Annotated in this window: 6 protein-coding genes, 2 tRNA genes and 4 rRNA genes; 3 read left to right on the top strand and 9 right to left on the bottom strand. The window is 58.6% G+C overall.

Annotation, left to right across the window (positions count from 1 at the left end; translation table 11 throughout):
- Positions 1 to 52: 52 nt before the first annotated feature.
- From mksB to mksF, 3 genes are read left to right on the top strand one after another with little or no spacing between them, the layout of a single operon-like run.
- Positions 53 to 1,312, top strand: coding sequence for an Mks condensin complex protein MksB (gene mksB / locus D6Z43_RS24370; RefSeq protein ID WP_120654565.1), 1,260 nt, complete (start codon positions 53 to 55; stop codon positions 1,310 to 1,312).
- Complete coding sequence (mksE, locus tag D6Z43_RS24365) at positions 1,312 to 2,022, top strand: Mks condensin complex protein MksE (RefSeq protein WP_120654564.1); 711 nt, start codon at positions 1,312 to 1,314, stop codon at positions 2,020 to 2,022. The genes mksB and mksE overlap by 1 nt, the downstream gene beginning before the upstream one ends.
- On the top strand, positions 2,019 to 4,853 hold the full coding sequence (mksF, locus tag D6Z43_RS24360) for an Mks condensin complex protein MksF (protein ID WP_120654563.1): 2,835 nt from the start codon (positions 2,019 to 2,021) through the stop codon (positions 4,851 to 4,853). The genes mksE and mksF overlap by 4 nt, the downstream gene beginning before the upstream one ends.
- A gap of 58 nt (positions 4,854 to 4,911) precedes the next feature.
- On the opposite strand, the gene D6Z43_RS24355 is transcribed toward mksF, so the two are convergent.
- The 9 genes from D6Z43_RS24355 to rrf (D6Z43_RS24315) form a co-directional block, all read right to left on the bottom strand.
- On the bottom strand, positions 4,912 to 7,203 hold the full coding sequence (locus D6Z43_RS24355) for a PqiB family protein (protein WP_120654562.1): 2,292 nt from the start codon (positions 7,201 to 7,203) through the stop codon (positions 4,912 to 4,914).
- Positions 7,196 to 7,819, bottom strand: coding sequence for a paraquat-inducible protein A (locus D6Z43_RS24350; protein WP_120654561.1), 624 nt, complete (start codon positions 7,817 to 7,819; stop codon positions 7,196 to 7,198). The genes D6Z43_RS24355 and D6Z43_RS24350 overlap by 8 nt, the downstream gene beginning before the upstream one ends.
- Positions 7,806 to 8,468: a paraquat-inducible protein A gene (locus tag D6Z43_RS24345; protein WP_120654560.1), complete on the bottom strand. Its 663-nt coding sequence runs from the start codon at positions 8,466 to 8,468 to the stop codon at positions 7,806 to 7,808. The genes D6Z43_RS24350 and D6Z43_RS24345 overlap by 14 nt, the downstream gene beginning before the upstream one ends.
- A 168-nt stretch (positions 8,469 to 8,636) precedes the next feature.
- Positions 8,637 to 8,752: ribosomal RNA gene (gene rrf, locus D6Z43_RS24340) — 5S ribosomal RNA — on the bottom strand.
- 136 nt (positions 8,753 to 8,888) lie between these two features.
- Positions 8,889 to 11,779 (bottom strand): 23S ribosomal RNA (locus tag D6Z43_RS24335).
- Between the two features lie 227 nt (positions 11,780 to 12,006).
- Positions 12,007 to 12,082: transfer RNA gene (locus D6Z43_RS24330), tRNA-Ala, on the bottom strand.
- A 32-nt stretch (positions 12,083 to 12,114) separates the two neighbouring features.
- Positions 12,115 to 12,191 (bottom strand) — tRNA-Ile (locus D6Z43_RS24325).
- 65 nt (positions 12,192 to 12,256) lie between these two features.
- Positions 12,257 to 13,792 (bottom strand): 16S ribosomal RNA (locus tag D6Z43_RS24320).
- Between the two features lie 396 nt (positions 13,793 to 14,188).
- A 5S ribosomal RNA gene (rrf, locus tag D6Z43_RS24315) occupies positions 14,189 to 14,304 on the bottom strand.
- The 16S, 23S and 5S rRNA genes sit together here with 2 tRNA genes alongside, the layout of an rRNA operon.
- Between the last annotated feature and the right edge of the window lie 47 nt (positions 14,305 to 14,351).

The raw sequence follows: 14,351 nt of genomic DNA, 5'->3' as shown, positions 1-14,351 counted from the left end.
CCAGCAACCTGAAGTACAATCGCCTCTTTTTTCAGCGAACCCCGGCCAATCGATGATCGATCCCAAGCGCGTATTGCGCGCCCTAGCCGAACACTGGACGTTGCTCGAGCCGCTCTGCGAGCGCTTCGATGCCGGCACCCTGAGCCTGGTGGAACTGCGCGTGCAGCTCGCCGGCCAGTTGCCGGAGGGCACGCCCACCGACGTGACTGCCCTGCTCGACCTCTGGGTGCGCCTGGACATCCTGGTTCCCGTGGCCAAGAGTCCGAACCGCTTCGAGCTGAACGCGCAGATCCACGACTTCCTCGCCTACCTGCGGCGCGAACACCGCCTCGGCCTGTGCCTGGAGATCGAAGCCTACCTGCGTCACCTGGAACGCCTCGCCGGCTATATCCAGGAAGCCTTCGAAATCCGTGACGGCAACGACCTGGCGCGCCAGTTGCGTCTGCTCGACATGCGTGTACGCGATGTCCTGAAGAAGCTCGACAACGACGAGCAGGCCCTGGTGGCCGTGGCCGACCGCGCCAAAACCAGCGACCGGCAGATTCCCTTGCGCCAGCGCTACGCTGAAGTGCTGGCCACCTGGGACGAGTACGTCGAGCCGATGATCCAGCTGGTGGCCGCCGACGGTGCCTTCGAGCAAGGTGTGCGACGCGTCGAGCAGGTGTTGCTGCGCCTCCTGGGCGAACAGCAACGCCTTGGCCAGTTGGTAGACGACGACCTGCTGCTGCGCACCCATGCACGCATCCTGGAGATGCAGACCAGTGCCCAGATCACCCTGCGCAAGGCCCGCGAGCTCCTGCTGCCGCTGCGCGAAGAAGCGCGTCGGCACAATGCCGTGACCCGTGGCGCCGCCCTGGCGCTGTCGGTGATCCGCAAGAAGGGCCTGGACGCTGTGCCCCAGGCCGCGATGCCGCTGTTCACCCGCCCGCAGACCACCTTCCTGGGCAGTGGCTCGCAGGTGGAGGCCTATGTCTACGCCCTGGCACGCTTCCAGCCGAAACCGGCGCACTTCCCGAAATCCGGCGGGGCGCGCAAGGCCACTGCACCGCGCTCACCGAAGACCGCTCGGGAAATGCTCGACCGCTGCGAGCAGGCCCTGCCGCTACCGGACCTGATGGTCTGGCTACTGGAGCAGGAACCCGAAGGCGCCACCGACGAACTCCTCTACTGGTTCTCGCGTCTTTCCCGCGATTCGCGCTTCTCGCGCGATCGCCTGGAGCGTCGTGACTACCTGACCGCCGAGCACCAGGTCAGCCTGAGCTCCTACGCCCTGATCAAGAGCCCCAACGCCGCGGCCGAGAAGACTTCCTGATGAATATCGACCTGAAAGAAATGACCCAGCTGGCGCCTATCTTCCGCGAGCTGTTCAAGGGCTATCACCTCTCCCGCAGCGAGCCGGAGTGCTACGCCCAGCTGTCCACCATGCAGGACCAGTACCGCGCCCTGTTCAAGGGCCTCGGCTTCGAGCTGGTCTGCGACCCGCGTGGTTTCTACTACTTCGTGCCCGAGCAGATGGGTGCCCAGGTGAACAAGACCGCCCAGCGCCTGGCTCTGTTCACCTTCATCCTGGTGGAGCACCTGGCCGACCAGGGCCGCGACCCGCTTGCGGTACTCGATGGCGGCAGCATCGGCCGCGACGAACTGCCAGCCCTGCTGGAAAAGTACCGCGACCTGTTCATGCAGGCCGAGGTGACCACCCATGAAGAACTGGAAGAGAAGGTAATCCGCCGGCTCACCCAACTCGGCTTTGCCGAAGACAGCAACGGTGTTTACCGCTTCCTGCCGCCGATGCACCGTTTCCTCGATGTGTGCCTGGCGGTACAGCATGACCGCGACCTGGCTGCCAGCCTGCACAGCACTGACCTGGAGCTGCATGCCCCGGTACTGCTGGACGACGACAGCGGTGACGCCATCATCCCCATCGACGAGCCTGAAACCGTCGATGCGCCCGCAGAGTCCGAAGAAGACGCCCTGGCCCGTGCCATGGTCGAAGAACGCGCCGCCCAGGAGGAAGACGCATGAGCCAGGAACGCTACGGCATCCGCCGCTTCGCCCTGCTGAACACGGCCGGTTACAGCCTAGGCCTGTTCCCGCTGGAAACCCCGCTGTCGATCTACGGCGCCAACAACCTCGGTAAATCGGCTTCGATCAACGCGCTGCAGTTCCCGATCCTGGCGCGCATGTCGGACATGAGCTTCGGCAAGTACAGCCTGGAGCAGTCGCGCAAGTTCTACTTCGCCACCGATACCAGCTACATCCTGGTTGAAGTCTCCCTGCCCCATGGCCCGCACGTCATCGGCGTTGCAGGTCGCGGCCCGGGCGGTGGTTTCGGTCACCAGTTCTTCGCCTACCGGGGCGAACTGAACCTGGAGCACTACCAGCGCGACGGCACCTGCCTGCGTCAGCGCGAGCTGTTCAACAGCCTGGAGCGCGAAGGCATCAAGGCCTACGAGCTCAAGCCCGATGAACTTCGCCGCCTGCTGGTGGGCGGTCATACCTCCATCCCGCTGGACCTGACCCTGATCCCGCTGCGCTCCACCAGCGAACAGAGCCTGAAGACCTTCCGCTCGCTGTTCATCAACCTGCTGCACATGCGCGAGATCACCGCGGCCAAGCTCAAGCAGCTGTTCCTCGATGCCTTCGAGCACAGCCTGCGCTCGGGCAGCGTGGACTACATCGCCGCCTGCGAAGAGGCCTTCCGCGACGTGCGCCGCATGGAGCAGGACTACCAGGCGCTGGTTTCCGCCGGTCCGCTGGTCGAGGCCCTGGCCAACGGCGTGGCCCAACGCGAGACCCTGCGCGGCAAGCTGCACCGAATCTCGCCGTTGCTGGATTCGCTGCTGGGGACCTGGCAGGACTATTCCGGCGCCCGCCGCGAGGAGCTGGTGATCCAGGCCGAGCACTACCGCAACGAGCAGGACGGTCTGCAGAGCGAACAGCGTGGCGGCACCCAGGAAATGATGCGCCTGGAGCGTGCCATCACCGAGAACCAGCGCTGGCTGGGCGAGCTGGCAGTGCTGAAGAACCGCTTTGCCCTGGTGGAAAATGCCAAAGTGCTGGAGCAGCAGCTGCTCGCCGCCAAGGATGCCCACGACGAACTGGCCGGCGCCCTCGCGCAGTCCCGCCAGTTCTCCGCCGAAGACCTGGACGAGCGCCTGCGCGATCTGGAGAAGCGTCTGAAGGCGGTAAAACAGCAGCTCGACCACGCCGACAACAACAGCTACTCCCGCCTGCGCGAAGAGTTCTCCCAGGCCGACGTGGACCGCCTGATGCGCCTGTTCAACGGCCAACTGTTCAGCCTCCCGCTGGGCGAGAAAGGTATTCAGCTGGACGACGGCGAAGCCTGGGTGAAGACCCTGGAAACCGTGCTCGACCAGTTCAAAGGCAGCCAGTTCGAAGTACCGGGCCTGTCCATCGACCTCTCCCACATCGAACCGCCAGCCCTCCAGGCCCTGGCCGACCGTGCAGCCCTGCGCGACCAGAAAGACCGCCTGGAACGCGAGCTGAAGCAGCTCAAGACCCAGCAGTCCGTTGCCGCCGACCGCGCGGCGAGCAAGGCCCAGGCAGAGAAGCTGTACCAGGACGTGCTCGACGCGCAGAAAGCCCTGGAAGATTTCCGCAAGAGCCAGACCCTGGCTGCCGAAGAGCCCGCCAAGCTGGAAGAGCTGGCGCAGCTGGAAGCCACCCAGGATGAGCTCAAGCGCTCCGCCGATGCCTTCACCGAACGCGTCCAGCAACTCTCCGCCAAGCTGCAGTTGGTAGGGCGTCAACTCGCCGACCTGGAAGCCAAGGAACGCACCCTGGAAGACGCCCTGCGCCGTCGCCAGCTGCTGCCCGCCGACCTGCCCTTCGGCAAGCCGTTCATGGACCCGGTGGACGACAGCCTCGACAACCTGCTGCCGCTGCTCAATGACTACCAGGATACCTGGCAGGCACTGCAGCGCATCGACGGCCAGATCGAAGCGCTCTACGCCCAGGTCCGCCTCAAGGGTGTGGCCAAGTTCGACAGCGAAGACGACGCCGAGCGCCGCCTGCAATTGCTGATCAACGCTTACGCACACCGCCAGGACGAAGCCCTGACCCTAGCGAAGGCACGCCGCGCCGCAGTCACCGACATCGCCCGGACCCTGCGCAATATCCGCAGCGACTACGACAACCTGGAACACCAGCTGGCGCTGTTCAACCGCGAGATCAACAAGCGCCAGGTCTCCAACCTGTCGAGCTTCCGCATCGTCCTTGCGCCGAACAAGGAAGCCCTGCGTCACATCGATCAGATCATCCACAGCGCCGGCCAGTACGAGGAGGGCGAGACCCTATCTGTCTTCGACCTGACCAACTCGAGCGATCAGGATGCGAAGAACGAAGAGGCCAAGGAATACCTGGCGCGCCTGGTGGCCGCCAACGGCAACCAGCTGGGCCTGAAAGACCTGTTCGAGCTGGCCTTCGAGATCACCAAGGTGCACGGCCAGCCGGTCATCCACACGGACATCGATGGCGCCGCTTCCAACGGCACTACGATGACCATCAAGGCGCTGACCAACATGTACCTGCTGTTGCATCTGATGGACCGCGAGCAAGCCGGGCGAATTCGACTGCCCTACTACCTGGACGAAGCGGCAGACATCGACGAACGCAACCAGCAGGCGCTGATCGAAACCAGCCAGCAACTGGGCTTCACCCCCATCCTCGCGTCGGTTAAGCCGCAGGTATCGGCCAACGTCGCCATCGACCTGGAAGGCGGCAGTGGCCCGAACGGCATCTACATCGACGAGGCGGACTGGAAGTTCATCAAGCGTCGCGACGTGGCTACCGCCACCCAGGATGCGAAGGACGAGGCGGCCGAACCCGCCTGATCCGTTCGCCAGAAAAGCAAAAGGGCCGCGGATTGCGGCCCTTTTGTTTGTTACGTGCTTACTTCGCCAAAGGAATCTTCGGCGCCCAGGTCAGCCACTCGTCCTCGGCATCGTCATGCAGGGCGAAGGTCTGGCCATTGAGCGCGGCGTTGCCCATCTGCCCTTCGTTCGGTGTGGCGAAGGAAATCCCGCCCTCCACCAAGGACTCCAGGGAGCCAGTTCGCACCTTCACACCATCGAACAGGCTGGCATCCACCCCGACACCACTGGTGTGCCAGAAGCGGCTGCCGCTGTGCACCAGGGGCGCGTAGTGCGGTTCGATGAGTACATGGATGAAGACGCGGTCGGCGGTCTTGCCGAGCTCGTAGGAGAGCACCTTACCAACGGGAACCTCGCGATAGCTGACGATCACACCCGGTTTGATCGAGCCACGTCGCGGCGCGCTGAGGGTGATGCGCAGGCCTTCCTGGCGCGCAAGTGCATCCGGCGCCTGATCCAGCGCGGTGAATCGGGTCTGGGCTGCGCCAGGCTTGGCAGCTGGCAGCACCTCCAGGTATTGGCCGCTGACCAGTGTCTCCAGATTGGCCGTGCGCAGCAGACCGAGCTCCGGACGCACCACCCAGAACTGGGTTCCGGCGCGGGCAATGCGATCCGCCGCCTGGGTCAGACGTGCCTTGACCGTTACGCCGGATAGATCACTGTTCAGGGTCACGGTTTCCACTTCGCCCACATCGATGCCCTTGAAGCGGATCGGCGTACCGGCCTTCACGCCCTCGGCCTGCGGAATGATGATGTCGACCAGAGTGCCCTTGACGACGGCTTGAGTCTCATCGTCATACAAGGTGAAGCGACGCGGCCGGGTGACCGGCTTGGCTTTCGGATCTGGGGTGTCGAAGGTGATACCGCCCGCCAGCAAAGTCTGCAGGGATTCACTCTTCACCTCGACCCCCGACAGGCCGCCCTTGAGAGTAATACCGCTGGAGTTCCAGAAGCGGGTGGACTCGTTGACCAGCTTGGTGAACTCGGGCTCGATGTGAATGCCAATCACCACACGCTGCTGGTTACGCGAGAGCTGGTAGCTCTGCACGCTGCCCACGCGCATCTGACGGAACAGCACCGGGCTGCCGACCTCCAGGGAGCCGAGTCGCTCGCTGGTCAGCACCAGGTGCAGACCGGGCGCATCGGTGTTGAGTGGAGGCGCCTTGGGGCGCACCTTGAATTCACGGGTCGGCGTACCTTCCTTGGCGAAGCGCACAGCAATATAGTTCCCCTTCACAAGGGCTTCGATGCCGGTGATGCCCGCCAGCGAGATCGACGGTTTCACCGTCCAGAACTCGGTGCCTTCGACGAGGAAGTCTTCGGTACGTGGTTCCATGGTCAGTTCGGCAGTGGCGCCCGTGAAGTCCTTGTCCATGTCCAGCTTCTTCAGGGTGCCGACCTGGACACCGTTGTACATCACCGGGGTGTTGCCCGGACTGAGGCCACTGACGTCGTCCATCCGCAGCAATACGCGAAGGCCCGCCTCGGCGGACTCGAAGCCGTCATACAGCCGGAACGGGATGCTCGGGTCAGTGGGCGGACTGTCTTGGCGGTGCTCTGGCGTGGAGAAAGCGATGCCGCCGGCCATGATGCTTAGCGCGGACTCGGTGCGAATCTTCACGCCCGACAGACCCGCAGTGACGCTGAGGCCACTGGCATTCCAGAAACGAGTGTGCTTGCGCACAAGATGCGCGTAGGGCTGTTCGATGTGCACCTTGATCTCGACGGTGCGCTGGTCTTCCGCCAACTGGTAACTCTTCACCTGACCGACCTGAATCTGCCGGTAGTAGACTGGGCTCCCTTGCTCAAGCGAACCGAGGCGCTCGGCCTTCAGAGTGAGGTGAAGGCCGGGAAGCGAATCGGACAGTGGTGGGGGCTCAGCGAGCGCCGTGTAGCGTCGCGCGGGCTCGCCTTTGACCGGATCGATGGCGATGTAGATACCGGAAACCAGGGTTTCCAGTCCCGTAACGCCGGCGAGCGATACCCGCGGGCGTACCAGCCAGAAACGGGTTTCCTTACTGAGGTAGGGCTCGGCCTCCTTCATCACCTCGACCGTCGCAATCACGCCCTTGATGTCGTTGCTGACATGCAGGTCGATCACCTTGCCGACCTGGATGCCTTTGTACATCAGTTGGGTCTTGCCGACTTGAATGCCATCACCGTTCTCGAAACGGATCTGGATCTCGATGCCTGCTTCACTCATGGCCTTCCATGCGAGCCAGAGGCCAATGATGAGCGCCAGCAGAGGTAGCACCCAGATGGCAGACCAACTCGTGGTTTTACGGGTTTTAGGCGTTGGCAACTCAGGCATTCTCGTCGTCCATATCGGTGTTGTCCCAGATCAGCCTGGGATCGAAAGTCACTGCCGCGATCATGGTTATCACCACGACGGTAGCAAAGGCAGCCGCTCCCAGGTTGGCTTCGATGCTGGCCAGGTTGCCGAAGTTCACCAACGCCACAAGGATGGCGATGACGAAGATATCCAGCATGGACCAGCGACCTATCCATTCGATGAAGCGGTACATCAGGATGCGCTGTCGCGGTGACATGGGCAGTCGTCGCTGTACTGAGTAAAGCAGCAGCGCGATGCCCACCAACTTGAAAGTGGGCACAAGGATGCTGGCGACGAAAACGACCAGGGCAATGGGCACCATCTCGGCGTGAATCAGCTCAAGCACACCCCCCATGATGGTCGAGGGCGCACCGTTGCCTAAGAAGTTCACCGTCATGATTGGCAGCACATTTGCCGGCACATAGAGAATGGCCGCGGTAATCAGCAATGCCCAGGTGCGGGTCAGGCTGTTGGGGCGACGAGGGTGCAGGCGTGCACCGCAGCGGCTGCAGGAACCGTGATCCTCATCGGACTCAGGGCGGTTCAACTGATGGCATTCGTCGCAGACGATGATGCCGGCATCAATGGCTCGCATGGGCGTCTCCTTCGGCGTCCAGTGCATCCCACACCTGGTGTGGCGACATGGTCACCTCGAGCCATACCTGGGCCAGCAGCAAGCCAATGAAACAGGCCAGACCGATGCCCAGATGGAGGTCTGCAAGATCGATCAACTTGACGATGGAAACCAGGATGCCCATGAGGTAAACCTCGAGCATTCCCCACTCCCGAAGGTGGTGATACAGGCGATAGAGCATCAGCCCCAGGCCAAGGGCGCGCCGAGTCTTGATGCAAACCAACACAATCAGCTGACAGAGCAGTTTGATCAGCGGAATAACCATGCTGCACAGGAACACCAACACCGCGACACCTTCCATGCCCGTGTTGTAGAGGCCTAAAACCCCTGTCCAAACCGTATCGTGGCTGGTCTGCCCAAGCAGGTTGAGCTTCATGATCGGAAGGAAGTTTGCCGGTACGAACAAGAACAGTGCAGTCAGCACCAACGCCAGGGCGCGACGCTCCATCTGCGAGCGGTGCACCACCAATTCATAGCCACAGCGCGGGCAACAGGCCTTTTGCTCTTCGCCGATGTGTGGGTGGCGCATTAATAGATCGCACTCGTGACAGGCAATCAGGTCGTGCAGAGGAAGTTCGGAAAGGGGGCGTTGTTCCGCCTGTTCGGGCATGGTGGTAAGGCTCTTTAGGTATCGCGGCTATTCTAGACGAGCGCAGCACTGGCGGTGGCGATTCAAGAGTTTCCGGGCGCTACCGGCTTCGACGCGGTACCGCACACTTTTTCGCGCCCAAAGACAAACCCCCGAACCGTTTTCACGGATCGGGGGTTTGGGATAGAAGCTTGACGATGACCTACTCTCACATGGAGAAGCTCCACACTACCATCGGCGATGCGTCGTTTCACTGCTGAGTTCGGGATGGGATCAGGTGGTTCCAACGCTCTATGGTCGTCAAGCAATTCGGTTGGGATCTCGTCTGCGACGCGATCCCGAATCAGGTATGTGACAGTCTGTTTTTGCGGTTTAGGCCAATTTTCGGTCTGTCGACTTCAACCAGTCGCACCCACAATCACCAGATTGTTTGGGTGTTATATGGTCAAGCCTCACGGGCAATTAGTATTGGTTAGCTCAACGCCTCACAGCGCTTACACACCCAACCTATCAACGTCGTAGTCTTCGACGGCCCTTTAGGGGATTCAAGATCCCAGTGAGATCTCATCTTGAGGCGAGTTTCCCGCTTAGATGCTTTCAGCGGTTATCTCTTCCGAACATAGCTACCCGGCAATGCCACTGGCGTGACAACCGGAACACCAGAGGTTCGTCCACTCCGGTCCTCTCGTACTAGGAGCAGCCCCTCTCAAATCTCAAACGTCCACGGCAGATAGGGACCGAACTGTCTCACGACGTTCTAAACCCAGCTCGCGTACCACTTTAAATGGCGAACAGCCATACCCTTGGGACCGGCTTCAGCCCCAGGATGTGATGAGCCGACATCGAGGTGCCAAACACCGCCGTCGATATGAACTCTTGGGCGGTATCAGCCTGTTATCCCCGGAGTACCTTTTATCCGTTGAGCGATGGCCCTTCCATACAGAACCACCGGATCACTAAGACCTACTTTCGTACCTGCTCGACGTGTCTGTCTCGCAGTCAAGCGCGCTTTTGCCTTTATACTCTGCGACCGATTTCCGACCGGTCTGAGCGCACCTTCGTACTCCTCCGTTACTCTTTAGGAGGAGACCGCCCCAGTCAAACTGCCCACCATACACTGTCCTCGATCCGGATGACGGACCAGAGTTAGAACCTCAAGCATGCCAGGGTGGTATTTCAAGGATGGCTCCACGAGAACTGGCGTCCTCGCTTCAAAGCCTCCCACCTATCCTACACAAGCAGGCTCAAAGTCCAGTGCAAAGCTACAGTAAAGGTTCACGGGGTCTTTCCGTCTAGCCGCGGATACACTGCATCTTCACAGCGATTTCAATTTCACTGAGTCTCGGGTGGAGACAGCGCCGCCATCGTTACGCCATTCGTGCAGGTCGGAACTTACCCGACAAGGAATTTCGCTACCTTAGGACCGTTATAGTTACGGCCGCCGTTTACCGGGGCTTCGATCAAGAGCTTCGCTTGCGCTAACCCCATCAATTAACCTTCCGGCACCGGGCAGGCGTCACACCCTATACGTCCACTTTCGTGTTTGCAGAGTGCTGTGTTTTTAATAAACAGTCGCAGCGGCCTGGTATCTTCGACCGGCATGGGCTTACGCAGTAAATGCTTCACCCTCACCGGCGCACCTTCTCCCGAAGTTACGGTGCCATTTTGCCTAGTTCCTTCACCCGAGTTCTCTCAAGCGCCTTGGTATTCTCTACCCAACCACCTGTGTCGGTTTGGGGTACGGTTCCTAGTTATCTGAAGCTTAGAGGCTTTTCCTGGAAGCATGGCATCAACCACTTCGTGTTCTAAAAGAACACTCGTCATCAGCTCTCGGCCTTGAACACCCGGATTTGCCTAAGTGTTCGGCCTACCACCTTAAACTTGGACAACCAACGCCAAGCTGGCCTAGCCTTCTCCGTCCCCCCATCGCAATAACTAGAAGTACGGGAATATTAACCCGTTTCCCATCGACTACGCATTTCTGCCTCGCCTTAGGGGCCGACTCACCCTGCGTCGATTAACGTTGCGCAGGAACCCTTGGTCTTTCGGCGTGCGAGTTTTTCACTCGCATTGTCGTTACTCATGTCAGCATTCGCACTTCTGATACCTCCAGCAAGCTTCTCAACTCACCTTCACAGGCTTACAGAACGCTCCTCTACCGCTCGTCTTACGACGAACCCGTAGCTTCGGTGTCTAGTTTGAGCCCCGTTACATCTTCCGCGCAGGCCGACTCGACTAGTGAGCTATTACGCTTTCTTTAAAGGGTGGCTGCTTCTAAGCCAACCTCCTAGCTGTCTAAGCCTTCCCACATCGTTTCCCACTTAACTAGAACTTTGGGACCTTAGCTGACGGTCTGGGTTGTTTCCCTTTTCACGACGGACGTTAGCACCCGCCGTGTGTCTCCCACGCTGACACTTCCAGGTATTCGGAGTTTGCATCGGTTTGGTAAGTCGGGATGACCCCCTAGCCGAAACAGTGCTCTACCCCCTGGAGTGATACGTGAGGCGCTACCTAAATAGCTTTCGAGGAGAACCAGCTATCTCCGAGCTTGATTAGCCTTTCACTCCGATCCACAGGTCATCCGCTAACTTTTCAACGGTAGTCGGTTCGGTCCTCCAGTCAGTGTTACCTAACCTTCAACCTGCCCATGGATAGATCGCCCGGTTTCGGGTCTATACCCAGCGACTAAACGCCCTATTAAGACTCGCTTTCGCTACGCCTCCCCTATTCGGTTAAGCTCGCCACTGAATATAAGTCGCTGACCCATTATACAAAAGGTACGCAGTCACCTAACAAAGTAGGCTCCCACTGCTTGTACGCATACGGTTTCAGGTTCTATTTCACTCCCCTCTCCGGGGTTCTTTTCGCCTTTCCCTCACGGTACTGGTTCACTATCGGTCAGTCAGTAGTATTTAGCCTTGGAGGATGGTCCCCCCATATTCAGACAAAGTTTCACGTGCTCCGTCCTACTCGATTTCACTTCCTGGACCCTTTCGCGTACGGGGCTATCACCCACTATGGCCGCACTTTCCAGAGCGTTCCGCTAAAATCCAAGAAGCTTAAGGGCTAATCCCCGTTCGCTCGCCACTACTAAGGGAATCTCGGTTGATTTCTGTTCCTCAGGGTACTTAGATGTTTCAGTTCCCCTGGTTCGCCTCTTGCACCTATGGATTCAGTACAAGATACCTAGGTTATCCTAGGTGGGTTCCCCCATTCAGAGATCTCCGGATCAAAGTCTGTTTGCCGACTCCCCGAAGCTTATCGCAGGCTACCACGTCTTTCATCGCCTCTGACTGCCAAGGCATCCACCGTATGCGCTTCTTCACTTGACCATATAACCCCAAGCAATCTGCTCGTGATCATAGGGGTGAAGACGACATTCGCCGAAAATTCGCGCTTGAACTCGCAAATTTTACCTTGAATTATTGAGTGCAGTGAAACACTCAACAAGTCACTTCTATCACATACCCGAATTTTTAAAGAACGATTCTGAAGCAAAGTTCAGAATTCAATATCCCACCCGGGATATTTAATTCTGGACTCTTGGTCAGCCTGGAGATGGTGGAGCCAAGGAGGATCGAACTCCTGACCTCCTGCGTGCAAAGCAGGCGCTCTCCCAGCTGAGCTATGGCCCCAATGTCAACCGGTCATACGACCCCGCGACAATTGGTGGGTCTGGGCAGATTCGAACTGCCGACCTCACCCTTATCAGGGGTGCGCTCTAACCAACTGAGCTACAGACCCAATCGCCTTCGCAATTGAATCAAGCAATTCGTGTGGGAACTTATGAAGAAGCTGAAGTCTTCGATTAAGGAGGTGATCCAGCCGCAGGTTCCCCTACGGCTACCTTGTTACGACTTCACCCCAGTCATGAATCACTCCGTGGTAACCGTCCCCCTTGCGGTTAGACTAGCTACTTCTGGAGCAACCCACTCCCATGGTGTGACGGGCGGTGTGTACAAGGCCCGGGAACGTATTCACCGTGACATTCTGATTCACGATTACTAGCGATTCCGACTTCACGCAGTCGAGTTGCAGACTGCGATCCGGACTACGATCGGTTTTATGGGATTAGCTCCACCTCGCGGCTTGGCAACCCTTTGTACCGACCATTGTAGCACGTGTGTAGCCCTGGCCGTAAGGGCCATGATGACTTGACGTCATCCCCACCTTCCTCCGGTTTGTCACCGGCAGTCTCCTTAGAGTGCCCACCATAACGTGCTGGTAACTAAGGACAAGGGTTGCGCTCGTTACGGGACTTAACCCAACATCTCACGACACGAGCTGACGACAGCCATGCAGCACCTGTGTCTGAGTTCCCGAAGGCACCAATCCATCTCTGGAAAGTTCTCAGCATGTCAAGGCCAGGTAAGGTTCTTCGCGTTGCTTCGAATTAAACCACATGCTCCACCGCTTGTGCGGGCCCCCGTCAATTCATTTGAGTTTTAACCTTGCGGCCGTACTCCCCAGGCGGTCGACTTATCGCGTTAGCTTCGCCACTAAGATCTCAAGGATCCCAACGGCTAGTCGACATCGTTTACGGCGTGGACTACCAGGGTATCTAATCCTGTTTGCTCCCCACGCTTTCGCACCTCAGTGTCAGTATCAGTCCAGGTAGTCGCCTTCGCCACTGGTGTTCCTTCCTATATCTACGCATTTCACCGCTACACAGGAAATTCCACTACCCTCTACCGTACTCTAGCTCAGTAGTTTTGGAGGCAGTTCCCAGGTTGAGCCCGGGATTTCACCTCCAACTTGCTGAACCACCTACGCGCGCTTTACGCCCAGTAATTCCGATTAACGCTTGCACCCTTCGTATTACCGCGGCTGCTGGCACGAAGTTAGCCGGTGCTTATTCTGTTGGTAACGTCAAAACAACCAGGTATTAACTAGCTGCCCTTCCTCCCAACTTAAAGTGCTTTACAATCCGAAGACCTTCTTCACACACGCGGCATGGCTGGATCAGGCTTTCGCCCATTGTCCAATATTCCCCACTGCTGCCTCCCGTAGGAGTCTGGACCGTGTCTCAGTTCCAGTGTGACTGATCATCCTCTCAGACCAGTTACGGATCGTCGCCTTGGTGAGCCATTACCCCACCAACTAGCTAATCCGACCTAGGCTCATCTGATAGCGTGAGGTCCGAAGATCCCCCACTTTCTCCCGTAGGACGTATGCGGTATTAGCGTCCGTTTCCGAACGTTATCCCCCACTACCAGGCAGATTCCTAGGCATTACTCACCCGTCCGCCGCTCGCCGGCATCCCGAAGGACCCGCTGCCGCTCGACTTGCATGTGTTAGGCCTGCCGCCAGCGTTCAATCTGAGCCATGATCAAACTCTTCAGTTCAATACTGCTTGGGTTTTGAGAAAACCCTAAACTTGGCTCAGCAATCGCAAATAAACTCTCGAATTCACGAGTGTTACTTGTGATGCTGATAATCAGTTGACTATCAGTCTTACCTCACAAGCACCCACACGAATTGCTTGATTCAGTTGTTAAAGAGCGTTTCGATCAAGTCTTTCGTCTCAACCGAGGCCGCGCATTCTACAGCAGCCTTTCTTACTGTCAAGCTGTTTTTCGAAAATCTCTTTTCTACTCAACCGCTTGCAAACTCGAGCTGATTCCACCAGGGATTCAACCCAGCAGTACCACCAGGGTAACTGCGAAGCCTACATTTCGAGGGCTTTCACTAATAGGCAAAGCCCCGATATGCACAAGGCATATCGGGGCTTTGGGATAGAAGCTTGACGATGACCTACTCTCACATGGAGAAGCTCCACACTACCATCGGCGATGCGTCGTTTCACTGCTGAGTTCGGGATGGGATCAGGTGGTTCCAACGCTCTATGGTCGTCAAGCAATTCGGTTGGGATCTCGTCTGCGACGCGATCCCGAATCAGGTATG

Source organism: Pseudomonas sp. DY-1, from assembly GCF_003626975.1.
GTDB lineage: Bacteria > Pseudomonadota > Gammaproteobacteria > Pseudomonadales > Pseudomonadaceae > Metapseudomonas.
This window is presented reverse-complemented; position numbering and strand designations above follow the sequence as displayed.